We start from the raw sequence: 23375 nt of genomic DNA, 5'->3' as shown, positions 1-23375 counted from the left end.
ACGGGCGGACCCGAATAATCGGGCATAGACGCGGTGCTTGTCGAGGCTTAGCGCTGGGCCAGCGAGTAATCATGCAGCGCCCGCGCCGCCGGTTCGATGGCGCTGACCCGCTGCTGATGCGCCTGCACATCGAGGTCTGCCGGCAACTCAAAGTTATCCTGCTCGGCGCACCAGGAGATTTTCTCGAGTTGGCTGGCTTGTTCGGCGGGCAGTGGCGGCCAATTGCCGATAGCGGCACCGCGCACATAGCCAAAGCACCACTCCTCGGCGAGCGTCACGACCTGGCCCTGATGCTCGGTCTCATCGAAACGCGCCTTGAAACCCTGCGCATCGCTGGCCAATTGCGCTGCCAGCGTGTTCATGTGGCGCACGCACAGCTCCAGAAAGTGCTGGGCTTCTTCGAGGCTTTCCCACTGTGGGTTCTGGCCACCCCAGATGGCCGGGAACCACCCGCCGATGTCGACCTGTGTGGGGCTCGACACCAGCGCGGTGAAGTAACCGTCGAGTTCGGCCAGGTTCAGCACCGAATGGTCGTCGCCGTACTTGAGCAGGGTGGCTTCGACAGAGTCGAAGTCGGCGGGCGCGAGGGGTTGGGCGTGCATGGGCATATCCTTTATACGTCGAGCGCCGCTGACGGGGCGGCTTAAAGCGCAAAGGATGGCGCGTAGGGCGGTTTTTATCCAGCGTTTTCAAGGCGCCGGCATAGTGTGCTGTATTGTTGCGCGTCCGGCTTTTGGCTGATGCGCCGTCGCGCTCCCTTGATATAGTTCGGGACTTATCACTCGCCAGTCAGGGGTTACTGCCATGTCCGAATACCAAGCTTTCGTCGTCGAACTTGCAGGCAACGTTGCACATGTGCAGATCAACCGCCCGGAAAAGGTCAACGCGATGAACGCGGCCTTCTGGACCGAGATCATTGACATCTTCCAATGGGTCGAAGACACCGACGCTGTGCGCGCCGTGGTGCTCAGCGGCGCCGGCAAACATTTTTCCTCCGGCATCGACTTGATGATGCTCGCCTCGGTGGCCAATGATTTGGGCAAGGACGCGGGCCGCAATGCCCGCCTGCTGCGCCGCAAGATCCTTGAGCTGCAGGCCTCGTTCAACGCGGTCGACCGGTGCCGCAAGCCGGTATTGGCGGCGATCCAGGGCTACTGCATCGGCGGTGCCATTGACCTGATCAGCGCTTGTGACATGCGTTACGCCGCTGAAGACGCGCAGTTTTCGATCAAGGAAATCGACATGGGCATGGCCGCCGACGTCGGCACCTTGCAACGCCTGCCACGCGTTATCGGCGATGGCATGCTGCGTGAACTGGCCTACACCGGCCGCCCATTCGGCGCCGAGGAAGCGCGTAGCATCGGCTTGGTCAATCGCGTGTATGCCGACCACGCAAGCCTGTTGGCCGGCGTGCTGGAGATCGCGCAGCAAATCGCCGCGAAGTCGCCGATTGCCGTGACCGGCACCAAGGCAATGATCAGCTACATGCGTGACCACACGGTGAATGATGGTCTGGAATACGTTGCCACGTGGAACTCGGCTATGTTGCAATCCAACGATCTGCGCGTGGCCATTGCGGCCCATATGAGCAAACAGAAACCCGAATTTGTGGATTGACTGACATGACCCCAGGCTGGATTACCACAACCCTGCTGGACAACGACGCCCCCGGCGGCTGGGCTGTTGCCCGCAGCCGCGAAGGCTTTTTGCAGGACACCAACGGCCCGCTGTTCCCACGTGAATGGCTAAAGCGCCAAGACCTGTCGGTGTTCGCCGAACATGGCATCGGCCACCTTGACGGTGAGCCGGTGTACCTGCTGGAACTCAACGCACCCAGCGCGGTGCCAGGTTGCAGTTGGCAGGGCTTGCGCGCCTTCATGCTGCAAGGCGACCACACGTTATACAGAGTGTTGGGTTATGCCGCGCAGATCGGCACGTGGGCGCGCGAGCATCGTTTTTGCGGCAGTTGTGGCCAAGCCATGGTTCAAGTGCCGCGCGAGCGGGCCATGCATTGCCAGGCCTGTGACCTGCGCAGCTACCCGCGCATTTCGCCGAGCATGATTGTGCTGGTGACGCGCGGTGACGAGATCTTGCTGGCGCGTTCGCCGCGTTTTGTGACCGGGGTGTACAGCACGTTGGCAGGCTTTGCCGAGCCGGGTGAATCGGCCGAAGACTGCCTGATCCGCGAAGTGCGCGAAGAAGTCCAGGTAGAGGTCCGGAACATCCAGTACATGGGCAGCCAGTGCTGGCCGTTTCCGCATTCGATGATGCTGGGTTTTCACGCCGAGTACGCCGGTGGTGACATTGTGCCGCAGGCCGACGAGATCGAAGACGCGCAGTGGTTCAACATTCACGAACTGCCGCCGTTGCCGGCGTCACGTTCGATTGCGCGCTACTTGATCGACCTCTATGTGGCCCGTCGCCTAGGCCACGCTGAACCAGTGTTGCCAGGCTAGGCGCACGGTCAGGCCGAGGACCACGGTGATAAACACCGGGCGAATGAATTTGGCGCCGCCGCTGATTGCGCTGCGTGCGCCAAAGAACGCGCCGCCCATTACCGAAACACCCATGGCCAGGCCGACGATCCAATCCACCGAGTCGTTGAAGATAAACACCGACAGCGCCGCCGCGTTGCTGACGAAGTTCATGCTGCGCGCCACGCCGCTGGCTTTCACCAGGTCGATAGGGTGCAACAGCATCGTGCTCACGGTCCAGAACGCACCCGTGCCGGGGCCAGCTACGCCATCGTAGAAACCGAGGCCGAAGCCTTGGGTCGATTGCCATTTTTTCTTGATCGGCGCATCGGCGTCCAGCGGCGCCTTGGGCGTGCCGCCGAACAACAGGTAAACGCCACAGCCGAAGACGATCACCGGGAGCATTTTGTTCAGCGTTTCGGCCGGCAAGTAATGGGCGACCACCGCACCGGCGAAGGCGCCGATCAGCGTGCCGACGATGGCGTGCACCCATTGGCGCGGGTGGAACAGCTTGCGCCGATAAAAGGTGAAACTGGCGGTGGCCGAGCCGAACGTCGAGCTGAGTTTGTTGGTGCCAAGCACCAGGTGCGGCGGCATGCCGGCGGTGAGCAGGGCAGGCGTGGTAAGCAGGCCGCCGCCGCCGGCGATGGCGTCGATAAAGCCCGCAATGAAAGCTACAACGGCCAGGATGGCCAGGGTTGTCAGGTCTACGCTGAGTTCAAAGGGCATGGGCAGGGCTTATTGTTGGCAGGGCGCAGAAGGGCTGCGCCAAAGGCCATATCTTACCTGCTGACGTAGGCAGAACCAACAGTGGGAGGGGGCTGCTGCCGATCGCGAAGGGTCAGTTCAGGGTTATGGACGGGCTTCATCTGCGCAGCCGAATGCAACCAACTGTGGGAGCGGGCTTGCTCGCGATTATGGTGTGTCAGATAAACATCTTCCAACTGACACACCGTAATCGGGAGCAAGCCCCCTCCCACAAAAATCAAAAAAAGCAAAAAAAGCAAAAAAAGCAGATCTGCTGTATATGCAAATCCGCCCTTGATCCGCTTCAACCACTCAGGTCGGCTTTCAGGCCGCCGTGCTNAAAGCAAAAAAAGCAGATCTGCTGTATATGCAAATCCGCCCTTGATCCGCTTCAACCACTCAGGTCGGCTTTCAGGCCGCCGTGCTCTTGCTCTTGATCTGCTCTTGATCTGAGAAGCGCCCCGTTAAACCACGATGGCCGCACGCAGGCTTGAATCCGTGGGTAACCCGGCAGGACGCCGGGTTAGCCGCGCTGGGCCAAGGATGGCCCATCGCGGCGGCCCACGGATTCAAGCCTGTGTGCGGGCATGCCGAGCCCAAGCGAGGCACCGAGTGGTGGGGCAAGAGCGTTTTGGTTACTTTTGCGCTGTTCAAAAGTGACTAAGCGAGGCACCGAGTGGTGGGGCAAGAGCGTTTTGGTTACTTTTGCGCTGTTCAAAAGTGACTCGCTGTAAGAGCGAAACCCATACAAGCCATCACCCAAATAACGGATATGCACGAAAACCTAAAGAACACCCCAAGCCAGCCCGATGCGCAACAGCGCCACATCAAAGATGCAGCTTAAACCGCTATCTATGAGTGCCTATCCATTCCAGCGCCGTGCGCCATACGCAAATCCCCAGGAAGTAAGCCGACATCAGCGACCACAACCCAAACGTCCAGGGATTAGTATTCGGATAATCCACCACCATCAAAAAGCTGCACAACAGCCAAATCGTAGTCACGGCGATATTCAACGGCATAAACCGCTTCACCCGAAACGGGTGCAAAAACTTCATCGGTGTCACGGTCAACAGCGCCAACCCAATCACCGTCGCCAACGTCACCCAAGCGTCCGGCTGGATGATATACACACACAACGCCACCACGTTCCACGCCGCAGGAAAGCCGACAAAGTAGTTGTCCTTGCTCTTCATGTTTACATTGCAGAAGCAGAACAACGACGACACCAGGATCACCGACACCGTAAACAGGTGAGTAAATTCCGGCAGGTCGATATAGCGATAGATAAACAGCGCCGGAATAAACACGTAGGTCAGGTAATCAATCACCAGATCCAGCACCGACCCATCAAAGCTGGGCAATACCGTGCTGACGTTCACCCGTCGCGCCAGGGAACCGTCGACGCCGTCCACCACCAACGCCAGGCCGAGCCAGAGCAGGCAGGCTTTGGGCGAGTTTTCCAGCAGCGCCAGGGTGGCCAGAAAGGCCAGCACTACACCGGTGGCGGTAAAGCCGTGGGCGCCCCAGGCTTTGAGTCTGGCTACATGCAGGGTCGAAATCACGGGCGGTTCTCCAAAAGGTGAAACAGGGCAGCCGACAACGTAACGCTGTCGAGTCTGGCCAGGGAATGCAAGTATCGACCGAAAAGGAGGGAATAAGGTTCACCTCCCCGGTGTATCACTTAGCGTAGCAAGCGTAGGGCGTTTCTACATCAGCCTTGACGGAACACCAGCGCTTTCAAGCCACTTTGCACGTCAATATCCGGAAACTCCGGCGGATTTTCCAGCCTCTTCACAAAGCGCAGGCCCGGTGCTTCGCGGGTTACGCCATCGATCAGGAAGTCTTCGCCAAAGGCCGGGTCATTCATGCAGGCCAATACGCTGCCTTGTGGCGTCAGCAAATCCGGCAAGCGGCGCAGCACGCGCTGGTAGTCCTTGGTCAGCAAAAAGCTGCCCTTCTGAAACGACGGCGGGTCGATGATCACCAAGTCATAAGGCCCACTGTGGGTGACCTTGGCCCAGGACTTGAACAGATCATGGCCCAGAAACGTGACGTTGCTCAGGTCATGACCATTCAGGCGATGGTTGTCGCGGCCACGGCTGAGCGCGCCGCGCGCCATGTCGAGGTTCACCACATGCTCGGCGCCACCTTCGATGGCAGCTACCGAGAAACCGCAGGTGTAGGCAAACAAATTAAGTACGTGCTGGCCCTTGGCCTGCTCGCGCACCCAGTTGCGGCCGTAACGCATGTCGAGAAACAGCCCGCTGTTTTGCTTTTTACCCAGGTCGATCAAGTAACGCAGGCCGCCTTCGGTGATGGTCAGCTCATCAATCGCTTCGCCGACCAGCCATTCGGTGGTGCTTTGCGGCAAGTAGCGGTGCTGCAATGCCACCGTATGCGCGCCGAACTGCGCCCAATCGAACCGTGTCAGCAGTTGTTTTAACGCAGCCATTTGTTCGGCTTCAGGCGCCTTGAACACGGCAACCAATACCACGCCTTGCAGCCAATCCACGGTCAGTTGTTCAAGGCCCGGCCAGCAGCGGCCACGGCCATGGAACAGGCGCCGGGTCTCGTCGGGCGGGGTCGCCAGGGCAGTCAGCAAGTGAGCGTGAAGGGTAGCGAGTGCATCTGGGGTCATCGGTCAGCGTCGGTCATTGAGCGGGCGGCATTTTAAACACAATTGCTGGCGATAAGGGGCAGACCGATACCACAAGAGCTCGGGAGGCATCCTACATCAATTTTTTTTCCGTCTTGTTAGCGTGCTCGGAAATTTGAATATGCGCAGGCTAAGGCTTGGGCATCGCGTCTTTTTTGGACTTTTCAGCGTTAAGGATAAGCGTATGTTCGCGTCAGCTAATGCTGCGCACTTCGTGTTGTTAATCCCGTCTGTTAACAACGATTTCAAGGTACTGGCCTTTCACGGCACTGAAGCGATCAGCACCTTGTACGCGATTAAGGTTGAGCTCGTCAGCGAGGCGCCGGACTTCAATCTTGAGAGCCTGCTCAGCCAACCCGCCTTCCTGCAGTTCGGCCCTAATGGCGAAGGTATTCATGGGCGTATCGAAGAAGTGCTCGCAGGCGAGGCCGGTAAACGCCTGACCCGTTATCAACTGACGTTGGTGCCGGCGCTGCACTATTTGCAGTTCAGCCATGACCATCGAATTTTCCAACAGATGACGGTGCCGCAGATTGTTGCCCAGGTGCTCAACGGCCACGGCATCCAGGCCGATGTGTACACCTTCCATGTGCGCAGCGCTGTAGAGCGAGAGTACTGCACGCAATACGCTGAAAGTGACTTCGATTTCATCAGCAGGTTGTGCAGTGAGGAAGGGATTTCGTGGCACCACCAGCACAGCCAAAATGGCCATCAGTTGCTGTTCACCGACAATCAGGCCGGCTTCCCCTTGCTGGGGGCAACACCCTATCAGCAAGACGCTGACCTGGTGGCGGATTACCCGGTTGTCAGCCAGTTCTCCACGCGTTTCAGCAGCCGAACCAGCAAGGTCACGCGTCGCGGCTATGATTTAAATCGCCCAAGGCTGTTGCGACAAAGCCGAGCTGCCGTCGAGTTTAGCCCTGCACTCGAAGACTACCGTTACCCGGCGCTGATCGAGCATGAAAAGCTCGGCAAGCAGCTCGCCCAACAGGCGCTGGAGCGGCACCGTAGCGACTACCAGTTGGCCGAGGGCCTTAGCGATCAACCGATCCTGCGCAGCGGCCACTTCTTTGACCTGACCGAACACCCGCGCCAGTCGTGCAACGCGTTGTGGCTGTTGCTCAGCGTGACGCACTCAGGCAAACAGCCTCAATCACTGGAGGAGACAGCGACCACTGAGGTTAAACCCGAAGCAGGTTTCACACAGGGTTACCGCAATACCTTCACTGCGATTCCGTGGGATGCGGTGTACCGGCCACCCTTGGTCACGCGCAAATCGCCGATGGTCAGCCAGACCGCCCGTGTCACCGGACCCGCGGGGGAAGAAATCTTCTGCGATGAGTACGGCAGGGTCAAGGTCGAGTTCCATTGGGACCGCGCCGAATTAGGCAGCGACAAGAGCAGTTGCTGGCTACGGGTGTCATCGAGTTGGGCGGGCGACAGCTTCGGCGCCGTGACCATTCCGCGCGTCGGCATGGAAGTGGTGGTGACCTATTTGGAAGGCGATCCCGACCATCCGCTGATCACCGGTTGTGTGCCCAACAAGGTCATGCCGGTGGCGTACCCGTTACCGGCGAACAAAACCAAAAGCGTGCTGCGCAGCCATAGCTCGCCGCGCAGTGGTGGTTACAACGAGCTGTCGATTGAAGACCGGGCAGGGCAGGAACTGATCTACCTGCGTGCCCAACGTGACATGCAGCAGACGATCAACAATGACAGTCGATTGGACGTGGGCAACGAACGCCACGAAACCATCAAAGGCAACAGCATTGCGGTGCTTGAGGCTGAGGATCAACGCACGGTAACGGCGGATCGCAAGGTCGAGCTCAAGGCCAACGATTACTTGCAGGTCGCCAACAGCAGCCATACCCGCGTCGGGCAGGCCTTCGTCGCCGAAGCAGGCCGGGAAGTGCACCTCACAGCCGGGCACCATCTGATTCTTGACGCAGGCGCGAGCATTACCTTGAAGGCTGGCGGCCATCACCTTGTGATTGGCCCCGAAGGCATCTTCAGCAGCACCGAGATTCAACTCGGTGGCGCACCCATCAGCGGCACAGCGGCGGCGCCGTTACTGCCGGGTTTGCTCGAGCTGCAGGCCGCGCCGTCCTTATTTGAACAGCAGCAAAACCCGTCGAATCAAAACGGTCAGGCAGCCGGGCCGCCAGGGGCGCCGAACCCTGTGTGTGAAGATTGCCTGTCAACCGCACAGGCCATGATCGAACAGTTAGTAACGCGTTAACACGTATTCAGCAGACATCATTTATTAAGGAAGGGTCATGTTACCGACCGCTAAGGACTGGTTGAACCTTTTGATGGCAGAGGCGCGCAGTGCACAGGTTGATCACCTGGATGTAGTCATCAACTGCGCAGCGTTGCCCGAGCCACTGTCGCCGACATTGCTTGAACTCACGCCTGCGCCTTCATGCGCGTGGCTATTTGAGCAAACGCCTGAGCACGCGTTGGCGCACCACGGGCCCGTGCTGTTGCGCATAGAGTTGGCCAGCCAGGAGCAGCGCACTGCAATTGCGGCGTTGCTGGACGCGGTGTATTCCGACTTTTGTGCGCTGATACTGATCAGTCGCTGGCCTTTTGCGGAACTCACCGCGCACTTGCGCGGCGCTACGCAAGCCACCTGGAGCAAAGGCGCCCGCTCGGGGGTTCTGCGTTATTACGATACGCGCTTGTTCAGGCACTTTTTTGACCAGCTTGATCCCTGCCAACGACGGCTTTTTAACGCCCCGGTCATCCAGTGGCACTGGATCGACCATGACAACAAGGCCGCCAGTGTTTCAGGGTTCGACAGCCGCCTGGATAACCAGAACAGGTTGACCGGGATGAGCCTGACTGATGAGCAAATTGCGCACTGGCAGGCCGTTAGCGCCGCGCTTCGGTGGTTCAATGGCTATGAAAAGCCCCCCAATGAACATGGCTTCACTTCACGCGAAGCGATGATTCGCTGCCTGATTGCAGCCCATCTGCAGATCAGTCGCAAGAAGCTGGACAAGCGCCATCACCAGGACTTTATCGCCAGCGCGCTCAGCGAACATCTTCCAATGACGTTGACGCGCCAGCGGGACCATTTATGAGCCGCCTGCTCCTTGCGCTGTTAATGAGCGGCCTTTCGCTGCTGGGCTGTGCGCAGCCCCAGCCTGAACGATTAGGCACGCCCATTGAGGGCTATAGCCATACCTCGGCGGCGATTAACCGGTTCTCGGTGAATGGTAATGGCGGGCCGAATGTCGGCCCTTATGGTGGTGGTGGAAAGCAGAACTGCTGCGCGCCGCTTCCGGTGAAGTGGCATCCCGGTTTGACCGTGGTGGTGGAGTGGGAGAAAGACCCAAATCCGCATGACTCTGCCAATTGGCCGGACCCTCCATTTTCTGATGCTTGGCGCAAGGCGGCTAGAGAGCATGAAACTCAATACACCCGGCATCGTGCGGTTGTGGCCGTTGCACCGTATGAAGACTTGGGCTTGGTAAACGTGCATTTCTTACCGTGTAACCAGGTTGCCGTATCAGCGGGGACTACGTATCCCGGCCGCCCGGATTATCCGTTCCATTTTCCTAAAAAAATGGAGGAGCCTGCGACATGCCCGAAGCCATGAGCCCGCCACTCCAAAAGCCTGCTGCGGCATTCATCTGCCCTACACCTGACTTCAAAGTGGCTGATCTGCCGCCGCAACCACCTGGGGATGAAGGCCGACCTCTGATGATCCGTTTTAACCTTGTGATGTTAATCAGCGGCCTTTCGCTGCTCGGCTGTGCGCAGCCCCAGCCTGAACGATTAGGCACGCCCATCGAGGGCTATAGCCATACCTCGGCGGCGATTAACCGGTTCTCGGTGAATGGTAATGGCGGGCCGAATTTGGCTCCTTACGGATACGGGGGCGGGCAAATGTGCTGCGCGCCGCTTCCGGTGAAGTGGCATCCCGGTTTGACCGTGGTGGTTGAGTGGGAGAAAGACCCAAATCCGCATGCTTCAGCCAATTGGCCTCCGCTTGGGACAGATGGCTACCGGGCTGCTTACAAGCTGCATGCGGCCAAATACATGCGCCATCGTGCGGTTGTAGTCGTTGCTCAATACGAGCGGCTAGGTGTGGTCAATGTGCATTTTTTGCCGTGTAACCAAGTCGCTGTTACGGCAGGTCTTATGTTGCCCCGTACACCCAACTATCCGTATCGCTTCCCTCAAACAATGGAAGAGCCTGCCACATGTCCGAAGCCATGACCCCGCCACTCCAAAAACCTGCTGCGGAATTTCTAAGCCCGACTCCCGATTTCGAAATGGGTGGGCTGTTGCCGCAAACATCTGGGGATGTATTGCGTAATTATCGAACGCAACAGGTGGCCTACCATCCGTTTGAACAACAGTCGATGGATGAACATCGCGCAGCTGGACTGGTTTACCCAGGCCCGCCGTGCATGCAGATTGTGACGATCACGCTTTGCTTTGACGGCACCAACAACCATGAACCGTCAGACAGCCTCGCATTGCCTTCAACCACGACCAATGTGGCTCGCTTGTACCACGCGAGTGTGGGGAGGAATGACAGCGAGGCCGCGGAGCAAGAGGGTTTTTATGCTTACTACATGCCGGGGGTTGGCACCGAGTTCAAGGAAATAGGCGAGTTCAAACCTGATAGCCAAGGGCTCACCATGTCGACAGGGGGCGAAAACCGGATCAACTGGGGATTGACCCGTTTGATTGATGCGCTGAAAAGGGCATGCGATGAGAAACCACTGAAAGTACCCGAAGCCTATGCGCTCGTGCAAAAAATGGGCACCAGCCTTACCGAAGACGCGCTCGGCGCTTCCCTATTCAAAAACAGCTATACGCGCCGCCGAGAGGTGTTGGCCCAACCGCTGGCAGAACTTAAAAGCCAAATTGACGCAGCGCATACAGCCAAATCGATCCCTAAAATCATGGCGATACGTCTGTTTATCTACGGCTTTTCACGCGGAGCCGCCGAGGCGCGAGCGTTTGCGACCTGGCTTGAAGCCCTGACCAAGGTCGAGGTGGAAGGTGAAACCTGCTACTTGTATGTCGGGCTACCGATCAAAATTGTGTTCATGGGGCTATTCGATACCGTGGCCTCGGTCGGCCTTCCGTACCTGGTGCCGTTTGCTGCCGGGCATATGGGCTGGGCCGACGGCGCCATGCGCTTGTCGGACTCCGAGGCGTTTCTTGAACACTGCGTGCACTTGGTGGCGGCCCACGAACAGCGCAGTTGTTTCCCTGTCGACTCGATTCGGCGCAAAGCCAACCCGGACGATCCAAACTGCCCGTCTACCTATCGCCAGGGCACGGCGGAATACATCTACCCCGGCATGCACTCCGATGTCGGCGGCGGCTACCCGCCCGGCGACCAAGGCAAGGCCGCCGAGGGCGGCCATATGGTGTTGTCGCAACTCGCTCTGCACCATATGTACAGTGAGGCCTACAAGATTGGCGCGCCGTTGCAGGCACCGCCAAAAGCATTTAGCAATGAGTTAAAAAAACGCTGGCCATGGTTAGTCATGAGTGACTCGACTTACCTTGAATACGCAGTAGGCCCCCAACTCATCGAGCGTTTCAACATCTGGCTCGACGCCATGGACAACGGCCCACTGGAAGCGGTCATGGCCCGCGAAGCCGGGCATATCACCGGCTGGCGAATCAGCCGTTATGCCAAGGGCCGTGCCAAACATACCGACTTTTACGCCCGGCTGATGAAAAACGGCCCAGCGGCAGACATGACCGCCGAGGAAGTCGCCGCCTTTGAAGCCTTACACAGCGCGCAGCTTGAGGAAGACGCAGCCAACCGTGCAGGCACCCCGGCGCCGGTCTGGTCTGAACGTCAGTTGGCCACGCAAAACGATAATCAACTGATCAAGTTGAACTACGAACGTCGCACCGGCGCCCGCTCCTCAAGCGCTTTTAACACCAGCAAGGTGTATGAACCGAACCTGGATTGCCGCCAGTTGCTCAACGCCATGGCCGATTTTCGGCGCGACTATGTGCCGGAATGGAGCTGGCCCGCCGGCGAGCTGTTCAGCCTTGGCACGCTTGCCAACACCTTGGTCGGTGGCCTTGTGTACATGACCAACGCGCAGGACGAAGCCCAGCACTATGCCGACCTGCGCGAGGCCGGCGAGATGAACTACGCCAACCTGTTCGGCGCAGACGGCAAATCGTTAAACGACAAGGTCTACCCAATCATCCAGATGTTTGATGAACATGTGCACGACTCGCGCGCCTGGTTTATGAACGCGGCCTTGAATGAACGGGAAATTTTCAGCGACTACTTTCGTTATCGCGGCATATTTTTCGACACTGAAACCAATAACCCGCTATCGCTGTTGGTCACCGCCGAACGCGTGGTGGGCGTGGGGTTGGCGGTGGCAAGTGTTGGCCTGACGATCAGACGCCGCAACCCACGCTACCTGATCGGGTTGATTGTTCCGTCGCTGGGTACGCCGGTGATTCGCGGCAAGGTGGACTTCCCCAGCATCCGTGCGTTTGACCGTGTCACCGGCCTGACACTGCCGATGCTTGAGGGGCTGGAGGCGATTCGCGCCTTTACTGCCGAGACGGGCGCTGCGTCAGAAGCGGCGCAAGCCTTGCCGGTGCCGCCTGCATTGACGGCGAGCACCGCCACGACTCAAGACTTGATCGAAATACTCAAAGCCTCGCAAGCGCTTGAAGGCGCAGCGCTGAGCCCACCCGCGAGCCCGCTGGATGGCGCGTCGCAGGCGTCAAGTGCCGAGGCACCGGCCTCAAAAAGCTGGCTGGACCAAGCCAAGGGGGCGGTTGCAAGTGTCACGCTTTAGACCGTCCGCCTGGCGGGGCCGCGCGGCAGCACTTACTCACATACTGGCGATAAGTGCTGGCCCAAACGCGTCACGGATAAACCCTGGCGCGATGTACCGCTCATAATGTGCCTCGGACAAGAGGAAGAACTCCCGGTCGATTGCATCGCGCAAGTCGGTGAGGTGGCGCTCGCGAAACTCCGGCAATAACGCCAGGCCATAGGCATCCAGCTTGGAGATCACCCGCGCACCCCGGGCAATCAGTTGGTAGGCCCAGCAATACGGCGACTGGTGCGGCATAAAACGAATCTTGCGATCTTCCAGTTGCTGGCGCAGACGCTGTGCGTCAAACACTTCCAACTTGCTGGCCATCACCTGCACCAGCAACTGTTCCAGGCGCAGCCACACCGCCTGCTTTTCGTCGGCGTTGTAGCCATTCCACTGGATGACTTCATGGTGATAACGCTTGCAGCCCCGGCAGACCAGGTCCCCGTAAACGGTGGAGCAGAGGCCGACGCACGGTGTCTTGATGGTTTGATTGGGCATAAAAAAACATCGACAGGTAAAACAAACACGGCCCCAAAGGGGCCGTTTTTATATCAATCCCAGCTCAGCGCGCCGCCGGTCTGATACTCGATCACCCGAGTCTCAAAGAAATTCTTCTCTTTCTTCAAGTCCATGATCTCGCTCATCCACGGGAACGGATTCGTCGTGCCTGGATATTCTTCTTTCAAGCCAATCTGCGACAAACGACGGTTAGCAATAAACTTGAGGTAGTCCTCCATCATCGCCGCGTTCATGCCCAACACCCCACGCGGCATGGTGTCCCGCGCGTATTCAATCTCCAGCTGCGTACCCTGCAGAATCATCTGGGTCGCTTCTTCTTTCATCTCGGCATCCCACAAGTGCGGGTTTTCGATTTTGATCTGGTTGATCACGTCGATACCGAAGTTCAGGTGCATCGACTCATCGCGCAGGATGTACTGGAACTGCTCGGCCACGCCGGTCATTTTGTTGCGGCGGCCCATCGACAGAATCTGGGTGAAGCCGCAGTAGAAGAAGATACCTTCCAGCACGCAGTAGTAGGCGACGAGGTTGCGCAGCAGCTCTTTGTCGGTTTCGACGGTGCCGGTTTCGAACTTCGGATCAGAGATCGAGCGGGTGTATTTCAAGCCCCATGCGGCCTTTTTGGCGACCGAGGGAATCTCGTGGTACATGTTGAAGATCTCGCCTTCATCCATGGCCAGCGATTCGATGCAGTACTGATAGGCGTGGGTGTGGATCGCTTCTTCGAAGGCTTGGCGCAGGATGTACTGGCGGCACTCCGGGTTGGTGATCAGGCGGTACACGGCCAGCACCAGGTTGTTGGCGACCAGCGAGTCGGCGGTGGAGAAGAAGCCGAGGTTGCGCATGACGATGCGGCGTTCGTCGTCGGTCAGGCCTTCGGGGTCTTTCCACACGGCGATGTCGGCGGTCATGTTGACCTCTTGCGGCATCCAGTGGTTGGCGCAGCCGTCGAGGTACTTTTGCCAGGCCCAGTCGTACTTGAAGGGCACGAGTTGGTTGAGGTCGGCGCGGCAGTTGATCATGCGCTTTTCGTCAACGGCGACGCGGGCGGAGGCGCCTTCGAGTTCGGCGAGGCCTTCGGCGACGTCGAGTTTGTCGAGTGCAGCCTTGGCGCGCACGATGGCGGCGGAGTCACTGGCGGTGACGGCGCGGGCTTCGATGGCGGCGGCAGCGCCGGCACCGTCGAGGCGGTCCATGTTGGCTTCGGTGGCGTGGCCGGCGTTAGCGCCTTTGGTGGCTACTTCGGCGTGTTCTTCTTTGTCGAATTCGTCCCAGCTCAGCATGACGTGTCGTCTCCTGCGTGAGGGCTCAAAGGTGCCCGTGTGAAACCGGATGGTTGGGTGTTCACACGGCCCTCGGGCCGCGGTGGATCTTAAGGAATCGTTTGTTGCAGCAGCTAGCGCAGGCATTAAACGCAATGGGGTGAACGGGTACTCTGCGTGAGGCTTGAGGGGCGGAGCGGCAGGTGCTTGCTCCAGCGGAGGCCTCAGGTCTGGCTCTTCATCCCTGTGTAAAGGGATATTGCAGGCCCGATTTACTCGCGCATTATAGGGAAAAATTCGGCTTTGTGTTGCGGCGGATGGTCTCGGTGGACGCACAAAAAGGCTGGTATTTAAGCCGGAGTGAGGGTTTACAGGGGGTTGCTGTTGCGAGATTTTTTACGACTGGCTCACATCTCCGATCGTCGGCGAATTGCCCTATGCCTTGCATATGTCACTTTGTGTCCCTACATTGCATATGTCAGGCATAGGTAGGAGTTCACGTCATGCGTACAGTCTCAATTTTTAAAAACGGAAAAAATCAGGCCATTCGGTTTCCAAACGACATGGCTTATGAGGGAGTAGGCGAGCTCGAAATTGCGCGTAACGGCGACACGATAACGTTGCGCCCTCTACGGCCGAGCTGGGCCTCGTTTGCAGAGTTGCCCAAAGCAGAAGCGGATTTCTTGCAAGAGCGCCAGGATGTTGTGGGTGATGAAGACAGGTTTAATCTGTGACGACATACATGCTGGATACATGCATCTGCTCGTTCATCATGCGTGAGCGACCAGAGTGCGTACTGGATCGATTAGCGGCGGAGGTTGCGAGGAATAACCGAATCGTGATTTCGGCCATCACCTACGCCGAAATGCGGTATGGGCAGGTTGGAAAAAAGGCATCGCCTAAGCACAAGACGTTAGTTGACGAGTTTGTGAAGCGGCTTGACGAGGTATTGCCTTGGGGCCTAGCGGCAGTAGACGCGACGGTCGAGGTGAAGCGAAGCCTGACTGAGCACGGGTTAATTATCGGTCAAAATGACACTGCTATTGCGGGGCATGCGATTGCCACGGAGTGTACGTTGGTGACCAACAATGTTCGGGAATTCAGCCGGGTTGCAGGGCTGTCTTACGAGGATTGGGTACATTAGGAAACAGAGACAAATATCTTCGACTGGGGTGTTGCCTGTATCGCCATCGCAGGCAAGCCAGCTTCCACCCTTGAACCGGTACATCTGAAATCGGCTCTTGGCCGCAAGAACGATTTCTTGCGGCGACCAAGATCCAGGGTTACGCCTGACGCACTAAGTTATTACCCGTTAGAGCAACCATTGCCCATCACGTGATACTTAAGAATATGCCGCTGACCTTGTGAGTCTTCATATTCCATCTTCACCGGTACAACTTTGCATACATCGGGAACAGTGCTCATGGACATTACTTTGGCGACGTCCAAGTGGGTGCTGTAGCTGTAGTCTTCAACAATCGGGGCGTTCTGGCCGGCCAGCTCGGTCGGGGCTTCATCGGCCAGGGCGGCGGTGGCGCACACGCTGCTGAGGGCCATCACGAGTAAAGCTTTCATTTCTCTATTTACCTTCTTCAGGGCGAAAGGGGTCACGGGGCCTTTGTGAGGCCACGTGTGTCACTTAAGTAATGGGAAGTTCGGATTAACGTTGCCTTCGTGGGGGCTGTTACGTTGTTAATCACAGTGTCGTGTTGACGGCGTTGATTCTAGGCGTGCGGGTTATATTCATATACCCGTGCTTTTGATAAACACTGTTGGCGGTTTTTGTAACAATCATCGGGTTAAGGTTTTTTTATCAAGGCGCAAAGCGCCACAGCGTGCGGGCCAGAGGCGCGCGCGCGGCGTGCAGGGGAATGTGCGGGGGCTTGTTACTACCATCGTCGAATGGTTCTATGGGGCAGCCCCGGCTACAACAGGGCATACAAAAACAACGATTGTCACCGAGGTAAGAAAGATGAGTGCGGCTTCCCTGTACCCCGTTCGCCCCGAAGTAGCAGCCAACACGCTGACCGACGAGGCAACCTACAAGGCCATGTACCAGCAGTCGGTGGTCAACCCCGATGGCTTCTGGCGTGAGCAAGCTCAGCGCCTTGATTGGGTCAAGCCTTTTACTGTGGTCAAGCAGACCTCTTTCGATGACCACCACGTCGACATCAAATGGTTCGCCGATGGCACCCTGAACGTTTCCTACAACTGCCTGGACCGTCACCTCGCCGAACGTGGCGACCAGGCGGCGATTATCTGGGAGGGCGACGACCCTGCCGAGAGCCGCACCATCACTTACCGCGAACTGCATGAACAAGTCTGCAAGTTCGCCAACGCCCTGCGCGGCCAGGATGTGCACCGTGGCGACGTGGTGACTATCTATATGCCGATGATCCCCGAAGCCGTGGTCGCCATGCTGGCGTGTACGCGCATCGGTGCGATTCACTCGGTGGTGTTCGGCGGTTTTTCGCCGGAAGCCCTGGCCGGTCGCATCATCGACTGTAAGTCGAAGGTGGTGATCACTGCCGACGAAGGCATTCGTGCCGGTAAGAAAATTCCGCTGAAGGCCAACGTCGACGACGCGCTGACCAACCCGGAAACCAGCAGCATTCAAAAAGTCATCGTGTGCAAGCGCACCAATGGCGCGATCAAGTGGAACCAGCATCGCGACATCTGGTACGAAGACCTGATGAAAGTGGCGGGCACCGTGTGTGCGCCCAAAGAGATGGGCGCCGAAGAAGCGCTGTTCATCCTGTATACCTCAGGTTCCACCGGCAAGCCGAAGGGCGTGCAGCACACCACCGGCGGTTATTTGCTGTACGCAGCGTTGACCCACGAGCGCGTGTTCGACTACCGCCCAGGCGAAATTTACTGGTGCACCGCCGACGTCGGCTGGGTCACCGGCCACACCTATATTGTCTACGGGCCGCTGGCCAATGGCGCGACAACCTTGCTGTTCGAGGGCGTGCCGAACTACCCGGACATCACGCGGGTGGCGAAAATCGTCGACAAGCACAAGGTCAATATTCTGTACACCGCGCCGACCGCGATTCGCGCCATGATGGCTTCCGGCAAAGCGGCGGTTGAAGGCGCCGATGGCAGCAGCTTGCGCTTGCTTGGCTCGGTGGGTGAGCCGATTAACCCGGAAGCGTGGGATTGGTACTACAAGAATGTCGGCCAATCGCGTTGCCCGATTGTGGATACCTGGTGGCAGACCGAAACCGGCGGCAACATGATGAGCGCGCTGCCGGGCGCGCATGCGCTGAAGCCGGGTTCGGCGGCACGCCCGTTCTTCGGTGTGGTGCCGGCGCTGGTGGATAACCTCGGCAACCTGATTGAGGGCGTGGCCGAGGGCAACCTGGTGATTCTGGATTCGTGGCCGGGCCAGGCGCGTACGCTGTACGGCGACCATGACCGGTTTGTCGACACGTACTTCAAGACCTTCCGTGGCATGTATTTCACCGGCGACGGTGCGCGGCGTGACGAAGACGGTTATTACTGGATCACCGGGCGCGTCGACGACGTGTTGAACGTGTCGGGCCACCGCATGGGCACTGCCGAGATTGAAAGCGCCATGGTTGCGCACCCGAAAGTCGCGGAAGCGGCGGTGGTGGGTGTGCCGCATGACATTAAAGGGCAGGGCATCTATGTGTATGTCACGCTGAAAAATGGCGAGGAGCCGAATGAGGCGCTGCGCCTGGAACTGAAAAACTGGGTGCGCAAAGAGATCGGCCCGATTGCCTCGCCGGATGTGATTCAGTGGGCGCCGGGGCTGCCCAAAACGCGCTCGGGGAAAATCATGCGGCGCATTTTGCGCAAGATTGCCACGGCGGAGTATGACGGGCTGGGCGATATTTCCACGCTGGCGGACCCAGGCGTGGTGGCGCATTTGATTGAGACCCATAAGAGCATGAACGCCGCGTAAGGCGGGTTGGCCTGACAAAGCCCCATGCGGTGTAAGCCGGATGGGGCTTTTTTGTGCCGCCTGAAAAAGCGCTGTAGATCAACTGTGGGAGGGGGCTTGCTCCCGATGGCGGCAGTTCAGTTGACAAATCTTTTGCTGATTCACCGCCATCGGGAGCAAGCCCCCTCCCACAGTGGGAACGATTATCTTGAAGGCCAATAAATATCGGTTTTTGCCGTAGGAAATTTCTAAATGTAACCGAGCGCTGCAAATGTGTAACCCGTCGCCCAAACATGAGGCAAAGCGCTACGTTTTCATCCCGAAAAGCCGCGTTTTAGACACCCCTGAAAATAAGATTAGCCGCCACGCTTGCCGTGCCAGAAGGGTTTGCGAATAATAGGCGCGTAATTTGCAGCATCAACAGGTTTAATATCTTTTGTCTCTGCATAAAATACAGGGACTGTCAATGTGCTGGAACCGCTTTCTCGGTGCTTCTGTAAATAGTTGTCGCATTGAGGAAATATCGGCTTCCGGCCTGTCGTTAGAATGCCGATCACTCGCTCGCCGTCTCCAGTGTTGAACCGGGGTTGGGACGTAGCGCCGCTATTGGGTTTTACTTAAGTCGCATCGTGGGCCACCGCTCATACTGCTTTTTGCCCTACCGATGGAGTCCCAAGATGAAGAAACTTGTGCTGTTGGGCGCCCTGGCGCTGTCCGTACTGTCCATGCAGGCCTTCGCTGATGAAAAGCCTCTGAAAATTGGTATCGAAGCGGCTTACCCTCCGTTTGCCTCGAAGGCGCCGGATGGCAGCATCGTGGGTTTTGACTACGACATCGGCAACGCCTTGTGCGAACAGATGAAGGTCAAGTGCACGTGGGTCGAGCAAGAATTCGACGGCCTGATCCCGGCGCTGAAAGTACGCAAGATCGACGCGATCCTGTCGTCCATGTCCATCACCGAAGACCGCAAGAAGTCCGTGGACTTCACCAACCGCTACTACCTGACCCCGGCGCGCCTGGTGTTGAAGGAAGGCACGACGGTCAGCGACAGCCTGGACGAACTCAAAGGCAAGAAAATCGGTGTGCAGCGCGGTTCGATCCACGATCGTTTCGCCAAGGAAGTGCTGGCGCCTAAAGGCGTGACAGTGGTGCCTTACGGTTCGCAGAACGAAATCTACCTGGACGTGGAAGCCGGTCGCCTCGACGGCACCGTGGCAGACGCCACCCTGTTGCAGGAAGGTTTCCTCGATACGCCAGCCGGTAAAGGCTACGCGTTCAGCGGCCCGGCGTTCACCGACGTCAAGTACTTCGGCGACGGCGTAGGCATTGCCGTACGCAAAGGCGACAAAGAAAACCTGGACCGCATCAACGCTGCTATCGCCGCGATCCGTGCCAACGGCAAATACAAAGAAATCGAGAAAAAGTACTTCAACTTCGATATTTACGGGCCTGAAGCTCAGTAAACCGTCGCAGCTGTCTGTGCAGAATGGCGCAAGCAACAGAATTCCTGAGGTTTGCGCCATTTTTTCATCCGCCTTTTCGAGGACCTGAATCATGTTGAAAGGCTACGGGGCCGTCATCCTCGATGGCGCATGGTTGACGCTTCAGCTCGCCTTGTCCTCCATGGCGCTGGCCATTGTTCTGGGGCTGATCGGGGTCGCGTTACGCCTGTCGCCGGTGCGCTGGTTGGCCTGGCTGGGTGACTTGTACTCTACGGTGATCCGCGGGATCCCTGACCTGGTGCTGATCCTGCTGATTTTTTACGGCGGTCAAAACCTGCTTAACAGCGTCGCGCCGATGCTCGGCCATGACGACTATATTGACTTGAGCCCCTTGGCCGCCGGTATCGGCACCCTGGGTTTCATCTTTGGCGCCTACCTCTCGGAAACCTTCCGTGGCGCCTTCATGGCCATTCCCAAGGGCCAGGCTGAGGCCGGCCTTGCGTATGGCATGAGCAGTTTTCAGGTGTTCTTCCGGGTGATGGTGCCGCAGATGATCCGGCTGGCTATCCCTGGGTTCACCAACAACTGGCTGGTACTCACCAAGGCCACTGCGCTGATTTCCGTGGTGGGCCTGCAAGACATGATGTTCAAGGCCAAGCAGGCGGCAGATGCCACCCGTGAGCCTTTTACCTTCTTCCTCGCAGTGGCGGCGATGTACCTGGTGATCACCAGCGTGTCGTTGCTGGCCCTGCGTTACCTTGAGAAGCGCTACTCGGTAGGCGTAAGGGCGGCTGATCTATGATCTTCGACTACAACGTCATCTGGGACGCGCTGCCGCTGTACGTCGGCGGCATGTTGACCACCCTGAAATTGCTGGCTGTCTCGCTGTTCTTCGGCTTGCTCGCGGCCTTGCCCCTGGGCTTGATGCGCGTGTCCAAACAGCCGCTGGTCAACGGCGCGGCGTGGTTGTTCACCTACGTGATTCGTGGCACGCCGATGCTGGTGCAGTTGTTTTTGATCTACTACGGCCTGGCGCAATTTGAAGCCGTGCGCGAAAGCTTTCTGTGGCCGCTGCTGTCCAGCGCGACCTTCTGCGCGTGCCTGGCCTTTTCGATCAACACCAGCGCCTACACCGCCGAAATCATCGCCGGTAGCCTAAAGGCCACGCCGAATGGCGAGATCGAGGCGGCCAAGGCCATGGGCATGTCGCGCTACAAGCTGTACCGGCGCATTTTGCTGCCGTCGGCGCTGCGCCGCGCGTTGCCGCAGTACAGCAACGAAGTGATCATGATGCTGCAGACCACCAGCCTTGCGTCCATCGTCACGCTGATCGACATCACCGGTGCCGCGCGCACGGTGAACGCGCAGTTTTACCTGCCGTTCGAAGCCTTTATCACCGCTGGCGCGTTCTACTTGTGCCTGACCTTTATCCTGGTGCGCCTGTTCAAGTTGGCCGAGCGCCGCTGGCTGAGCTACCTGGCTCCAAGGAAGCACTGATATGCAACGTATCGATCACCTGTTGCCCTGGGGCCACCTGGGCTGCGAACGCCAACTGAGCGTGTTTCGTTTCGGCAGCGGCGAGCGCAAGGCGTATATCCAGGCCAGCCTGCACGCCGATGAATTGCCCGGTATGCGCGCTGCGTGGGAGCTGAAAAAGCGCCTCACCGAACTCGAACAGCAAGGCGCCCTGAATGGCGTGATCGAGCTGGTGCCGGTGGCCAACCCGATGGGCCTCGGCCAACTGTTGCAAGGCAGCCACCAGGGGCGTTTCGAGGTCGGCAGCGGCAAGAATTTCAACCGCGATTTCGTTGAATTGAGCGCGCCGGTGGCCGAGTTGCTGCAGGGCAAGCTGGGCGATGACCCGCACGCTAACGTGCGCCTGATCCGCCAGGCGATGGGCGATGCACTCGCCGCACTGCCCGAGCCGAGCAGCCAGTTGCAAGGCATGCAGCGCGTGTTGCTGAGCCACGCGTGCAGCGCCGACATCGTGCTCGACCTGCATTGCGACGCCGAAGCCGCGCTGCACATGTACGCGCTGCCCCAGCACTGGCCGCAGTGGCGTTCGCTGTCTGCGCATTTGAATGTGAAGGTGGGCTTGCTCGCGGAAGATTCCGGCGGCAGCTCCTTCGATGAAGCCTGCTCGCTGCCGTGGTTGCGCCTGTCGCGGGCGTTCCCCGACGCGCAGGTTCCGCTGGCGTGCCTGGCGACGACGTTGGAGTTGGGCGGGCAGGCCGACACCGGGCGTGACGAGGCGGTTTTCCACGCCGAAGGCATTCTCGCGTTCCTCGCCGAGCAAGGCCTGGTCACAGGCCAATGGCCCGCCGCGCAGCACGAACCGTGTGAAGGCCTGCCGTTCGAAGGCACCGAGTTGCTGTTTGCGCCGCATGCCGGTGTGATCAGCTACCTGCGCAAGGCCGGTGACTGGGTCGACAGCGGTGAGCCGATTTTCGAAGTGATTGATCCCTTGGACGACCGCGTCAGCATTGTGTGTGCGGGCACGTCCGGGGTGTTGTTTGCCGTTGAACGGCTACGTTATGCCCAAGCGGGTTTCTGGCTGGCCAAGGTGGCGGGGCGCGAAGCGCTGCGGCACGGGCGCTTGCTCAACGACTGACCACCTGTTTTTGTGAGAACCGACCGCATGTACAAGCTTGAAGTCCAAGACCTGCATAAACGCTATGGCAGTCATGAAGTGCTCAAAGGTGTGTCCCTGGCCGCCGCGGCCGGTGATGTGATCAGCATCATCGGTTCCAGTGGTTCGGGCAAAAGTACCTTTTTGCGTTGCATCAACCTGCTTGAGCAACCGCACGCCGGCAAGATTCTGCTCAACAACGAAGAGCTCAAACTGGTCGCCAATAAAGACGGCGCCATGCGCGCTGCCGACCCCAAGCAACTGCAACGCATGCGTTCGCGCTTGTCGATGGTGTTCCAGCATTTCAACCTGTGGTCGCACATGACTGCGCTTGAAAACGTGATGGAAGCGCCGGTGCACGTGCTGGGCATGTCGAAAAAAGACGCGCGCGAAAAGGCCGAGCATTATTTGGCCAAAGTCGGCGTAGGCCATCGCAAGGAGGCCTTCCCCGGCCATATGTCCGGCGGCGAGCAGCAACGCGTAGCGATCGCCCGCGCGCTGGCGATGGAGCCCGAGGTGATGCTGTTCGATGAACCGACCTCGGCGCTTGACCCGGAGCTGGTCGGCGACGTGCTAAAGGTCATGCAGGACCTGGCCCAGGAAGGCCGCACCATGGTGGTGGTCACCCATGAAATGGGCTTTGCGCGTGAAGTGTCGAACCAGTTGGTGTTCCTGCACAAGGGCATCGTCGAAGAACGTGGCAACCCGCGCGAAGTGTTGGTTAACCCGCAATCGGAGCGTCTTCAGCAGTTCCTCTCCGGCAGCCTGAAATAAATAAATGTGGGAGGCAGCAAGCCTCGCCTCCCACAGTGGTTCTTCATGGTTTTTGAGATTTGTGTTGGTTTACCGGCTAGCATTGGCCTTTGTCTTCATTACTGTTTCTCGCTTCGGAAAGCCCTC

Annotated in this window: 22 protein-coding genes; 15 read left to right on the top strand and 7 right to left on the bottom strand. The window is 58.5% G+C overall.

Annotated elements, in window-relative coordinates:
• Positions 1-47: 47 nt before the first annotated feature.
• Positions 48-602 (bottom strand): UPF0149 family protein, encoded by a 555-nt coding sequence (locus AO240_RS09050; protein WP_099236246.1) that lies wholly within the window; start codon positions 600-602, stop codon positions 48-50.
• A 202-nt stretch (positions 603-804) separates the two neighbouring features.
• On the opposite strand from AO240_RS09050, the gene AO240_RS09045 reads away from it, so the two are divergent.
• Both AO240_RS09045 and nudC read left to right on the top strand, forming a co-directional pair.
• Complete coding sequence (locus AO240_RS09045) at positions 805-1617, top strand: crotonase/enoyl-CoA hydratase family protein (RefSeq protein ID WP_099236245.1); 813 nt, start codon at positions 805-807, stop codon at positions 1615-1617.
• A 5-nt stretch (positions 1618-1622) separates the two neighbouring features.
• Positions 1623-2456 carry an NAD(+) diphosphatase gene (nudC, locus tag AO240_RS09040; protein ID WP_099236244.1) on the top strand — a complete coding sequence of 278 codons (834 nt, stop codon included), beginning with the start codon at positions 1623-1625 and terminating at the stop codon, positions 2454-2456.
• Here nudC and AO240_RS09035 read toward each other — a convergent pair.
• From AO240_RS09035 to AO240_RS09020, 3 genes are all read right to left on the bottom strand, one after another.
• Positions 2424-3203: a TSUP family transporter gene (locus AO240_RS09035; protein ID WP_099236243.1), complete on the bottom strand. Its 780-nt coding sequence runs from the start codon at positions 3201-3203 to the stop codon at positions 2424-2426. The genes nudC and AO240_RS09035 overlap by 33 nt on opposite strands.
• Before the next feature lie 866 nt (positions 3204-4069).
• A complete protein-coding gene (gene pcsA, locus AO240_RS09025; protein WP_099236242.1) occupies positions 4070-4786 on the bottom strand; it encodes a phosphatidylcholine synthase in 717 nt (238 codons plus the stop codon).
• A gap of 149 nt (positions 4787-4935) precedes the next feature.
• Positions 4936-5862, bottom strand: coding sequence for a class I SAM-dependent methyltransferase (locus AO240_RS09020; protein ID WP_099236241.1), 927 nt, complete (start codon positions 5860-5862; stop codon positions 4936-4938).
• A 202-nt stretch (positions 5863-6064) separates the two neighbouring features.
• On the opposite strand from AO240_RS09020, the gene AO240_RS09015 reads away from it, so the two are divergent.
• The 5 genes from AO240_RS09015 to AO240_RS08995 are packed head-to-tail and all read left to right on the top strand — an operon-like array spanning position 6065 to position 12689.
• Positions 6065-8119, top strand: a complete 2055-nt coding sequence (locus AO240_RS09015; RefSeq protein ID WP_099236240.1) for a type VI secretion system tip protein VgrG — start codon at positions 6065-6067, stop codon at positions 8117-8119.
• Positions 8120-8156: 37 nt separating this feature from the next.
• Positions 8157-8966 carry a DUF4123 domain-containing protein gene (locus tag AO240_RS09010; protein ID WP_099236239.1) on the top strand — a complete coding sequence of 270 codons (810 nt, stop codon included), beginning with the start codon at positions 8157-8159 and terminating at the stop codon, positions 8964-8966.
• The gene (locus tag AO240_RS09005) at positions 8963-9484 is read left to right on the top strand and encodes a DUF3304 domain-containing protein (protein ID WP_256585900.1); all 522 of its coding nucleotides are present in this window, start codon (positions 8963-8965) and stop codon (positions 9482-9484) included. The genes AO240_RS09010 and AO240_RS09005 overlap by 4 nt, the downstream gene beginning before the upstream one ends.
• Positions 9469-10107, top strand: coding sequence for a DUF3304 domain-containing protein (locus AO240_RS09000; RefSeq protein ID WP_371918610.1), 639 nt, complete (start codon positions 9469-9471; stop codon positions 10105-10107). Before AO240_RS09005 ends, AO240_RS09000 begins: the two co-directional genes overlap by 16 nt.
• Entirely contained in the window at positions 10092-12689 is a 2598-nt protein-coding gene (locus AO240_RS08995) for a DUF2235 domain-containing protein (RefSeq protein WP_099236238.1), read from the top strand. The genes AO240_RS09000 and AO240_RS08995 overlap by 16 nt, the downstream gene beginning before the upstream one ends.
• 36 nt (positions 12690-12725) lie before the next feature.
• Here the strand turns inward: AO240_RS08995 and AO240_RS08990 are convergent, their stop codons facing one another.
• The gene (locus tag AO240_RS08990) at positions 12726-13214 is read right to left on the bottom strand and encodes a DUF1289 domain-containing protein (protein WP_099236237.1); all 489 of its coding nucleotides are present in this window, start codon (positions 13212-13214) and stop codon (positions 12726-12728) included.
• 53 nt (positions 13215-13267) lie between these two features.
• The gene (locus tag AO240_RS08985) at positions 13268-14518 is read right to left on the bottom strand and encodes a ribonucleotide-diphosphate reductase subunit beta (protein ID WP_099236236.1); all 1251 of its coding nucleotides are present in this window, start codon (positions 14516-14518) and stop codon (positions 13268-13270) included.
• A 482-nt stretch (positions 14519-15000) separates the two neighbouring features.
• Here AO240_RS08985 and vapB point away from each other — a divergent pair, with 482 nt between their 5' ends.
• Together vapB and AO240_RS08975 are read left to right on the top strand one after the other, a co-directional pair.
• Positions 15001-15231: a type II toxin-antitoxin system VapB family antitoxin gene (gene vapB, locus AO240_RS08980; protein ID WP_058415123.1), complete on the top strand. Its 231-nt coding sequence runs from the start codon at positions 15001-15003 to the stop codon at positions 15229-15231.
• On the top strand, positions 15228-15641 hold the full coding sequence (locus tag AO240_RS08975) for a type II toxin-antitoxin system VapC family toxin (protein ID WP_099236235.1): 414 nt from the start codon (positions 15228-15230) through the stop codon (positions 15639-15641). Before vapB ends, AO240_RS08975 begins: the two co-directional genes overlap by 4 nt.
• A gap of 161 nt (positions 15642-15802) precedes the next feature.
• Here AO240_RS08975 and AO240_RS08970 read toward each other — a convergent pair whose 3' ends face one another.
• Positions 15803-16072 (bottom strand): DUF2790 domain-containing protein, encoded by a 270-nt coding sequence (locus AO240_RS08970; RefSeq protein WP_099236234.1) that lies wholly within the window; start codon positions 16070-16072, stop codon positions 15803-15805.
• 397 nt (positions 16073-16469) lie between these two features.
• Here AO240_RS08970 and acs point away from each other — a divergent pair, with 397 nt between their 5' ends.
• From acs to AO240_RS08940, 6 genes are all read left to right on the top strand, one after another.
• Entirely contained in the window at positions 16470-18425 is a 1956-nt protein-coding gene (gene acs / locus AO240_RS08965) for an acetate--CoA ligase (RefSeq protein WP_099236233.1), read from the top strand.
• A 656-nt stretch (positions 18426-19081) separates the two neighbouring features.
• Complete coding sequence (locus AO240_RS08960; RefSeq protein ID WP_058415119.1) at positions 19082-19867, top strand: ABC transporter substrate-binding protein; 786 nt, start codon at positions 19082-19084, stop codon at positions 19865-19867.
• 91 nt (positions 19868-19958) lie between these two features.
• Complete coding sequence (locus AO240_RS08955) at positions 19959-20648, top strand: ABC transporter permease (protein ID WP_058415118.1); 690 nt, start codon at positions 19959-19961, stop codon at positions 20646-20648.
• Positions 20645-21343 carry an ABC transporter permease gene (locus tag AO240_RS08950; RefSeq protein ID WP_099236232.1) on the top strand — a complete coding sequence of 233 codons (699 nt, stop codon included), beginning with the start codon at positions 20645-20647 and terminating at the stop codon, positions 21341-21343. The genes AO240_RS08955 and AO240_RS08950 overlap by 4 nt, the downstream gene beginning before the upstream one ends.
• A gap of 1 nt (position 21344) precedes the next feature.
• Positions 21345-22457 (top strand): succinylglutamate desuccinylase/aspartoacylase family protein, encoded by a 1113-nt coding sequence (locus AO240_RS08945; RefSeq protein ID WP_099236231.1) that lies wholly within the window; start codon positions 21345-21347, stop codon positions 22455-22457.
• 27 nt (positions 22458-22484) lie between these two features.
• Complete coding sequence (locus AO240_RS08940) at positions 22485-23249, top strand: ABC transporter ATP-binding protein (protein ID WP_058415115.1); 765 nt, start codon at positions 22485-22487, stop codon at positions 23247-23249.
• The last annotated feature ends 126 nt before the right edge of the window (positions 23250-23375 follow it).

This window comes from Pseudomonas sp. ICMP 460 (genome assembly GCF_002723595.1).
Lineage (GTDB): Bacteria > Pseudomonadota > Gammaproteobacteria > Pseudomonadales > Pseudomonadaceae > Aquipseudomonas > Aquipseudomonas kitaguniensis.
This window is presented reverse-complemented; position numbering and strand designations above follow the sequence as displayed.

Excerpts from the sequence above, each read along its gene's own strand:
- AO240_RS08945 (WP_099236231.1), top strand. The coding sequence starts at position 21,345 with ATGCAACGTATCGATCACCTGTTGCCCTGGGGCCACCTGGGCTGCGAA.
- AO240_RS08955 (WP_058415118.1), top strand. The coding sequence starts at position 19,959 with ATGTTGAAAGGCTACGGGGCCGTCATCCTCGATGGCGCATGGTTGACG.
- acs (WP_099236233.1), top strand. The coding sequence starts at position 16,470 with ATGAGTGCGGCTTCCCTGTACCCCGTTCGCCCCGAAGTAGCAGCCAAC.
- AO240_RS08970 (WP_099236234.1), bottom strand. The coding sequence starts at position 16,072 with ATGAAAGCTTTACTCGTGATGGCCCTCAGCAGCGTGTGCGCCACCGCC.
- AO240_RS09020 (WP_099236241.1), bottom strand. The coding sequence starts at position 5,862 with ATGACCCCAGATGCACTCGCTACCCTTCACGCTCACTTGCTGACTGCC.
- AO240_RS09015 (WP_099236240.1), top strand. The coding sequence starts at position 6,065 with ATGTTCGCGTCAGCTAATGCTGCGCACTTCGTGTTGTTAATCCCGTCT.
- AO240_RS09045 (WP_099236245.1), top strand. The coding sequence starts at position 805 with ATGTCCGAATACCAAGCTTTCGTCGTCGAACTTGCAGGCAACGTTGCA.
- AO240_RS09005 (WP_256585900.1), top strand. The coding sequence starts at position 8,963 with ATGAGCCGCCTGCTCCTTGCGCTGTTAATGAGCGGCCTTTCGCTGCTG.
- vapB (WP_058415123.1), top strand. The coding sequence starts at position 15,001 with ATGCGTACAGTCTCAATTTTTAAAAACGGAAAAAATCAGGCCATTCGG.
- AO240_RS09035 (WP_099236243.1), bottom strand. The coding sequence starts at position 3,203 with ATGCCCTTTGAACTCAGCGTAGACCTGACAACCCTGGCCATCCTGGCC.
- AO240_RS09000 (WP_371918610.1), top strand. The coding sequence starts at position 9,469 with ATGCCCGAAGCCATGAGCCCGCCACTCCAAAAGCCTGCTGCGGCATTC.
- nudC (WP_099236244.1), top strand. The coding sequence starts at position 1,623 with ATGACCCCAGGCTGGATTACCACAACCCTGCTGGACAACGACGCCCCC.
- AO240_RS09010 (WP_099236239.1), top strand. The coding sequence starts at position 8,157 with ATGTTACCGACCGCTAAGGACTGGTTGAACCTTTTGATGGCAGAGGCG.
- AO240_RS08960 (WP_058415119.1), top strand. The coding sequence starts at position 19,082 with ATGAAGAAACTTGTGCTGTTGGGCGCCCTGGCGCTGTCCGTACTGTCC.
- AO240_RS08940 (WP_058415115.1), top strand. The coding sequence starts at position 22,485 with ATGTACAAGCTTGAAGTCCAAGACCTGCATAAACGCTATGGCAGTCAT.
- AO240_RS08950 (WP_099236232.1), top strand. The coding sequence starts at position 20,645 with ATGATCTTCGACTACAACGTCATCTGGGACGCGCTGCCGCTGTACGTC.
- AO240_RS09050 (WP_099236246.1), bottom strand. The coding sequence starts at position 602 with ATGCACGCCCAACCCCTCGCGCCCGCCGACTTCGACTCTGTCGAAGCC.
- AO240_RS08985 (WP_099236236.1), bottom strand. The coding sequence starts at position 14,518 with ATGCTGAGCTGGGACGAATTCGACAAAGAAGAACACGCCGAAGTAGCC.
- AO240_RS08995 (WP_099236238.1), top strand. The coding sequence starts at position 10,092 with ATGTCCGAAGCCATGACCCCGCCACTCCAAAAACCTGCTGCGGAATTT.
- AO240_RS08990 (WP_099236237.1), bottom strand. The coding sequence starts at position 13,214 with ATGCCCAATCAAACCATCAAGACACCGTGCGTCGGCCTCTGCTCCACC.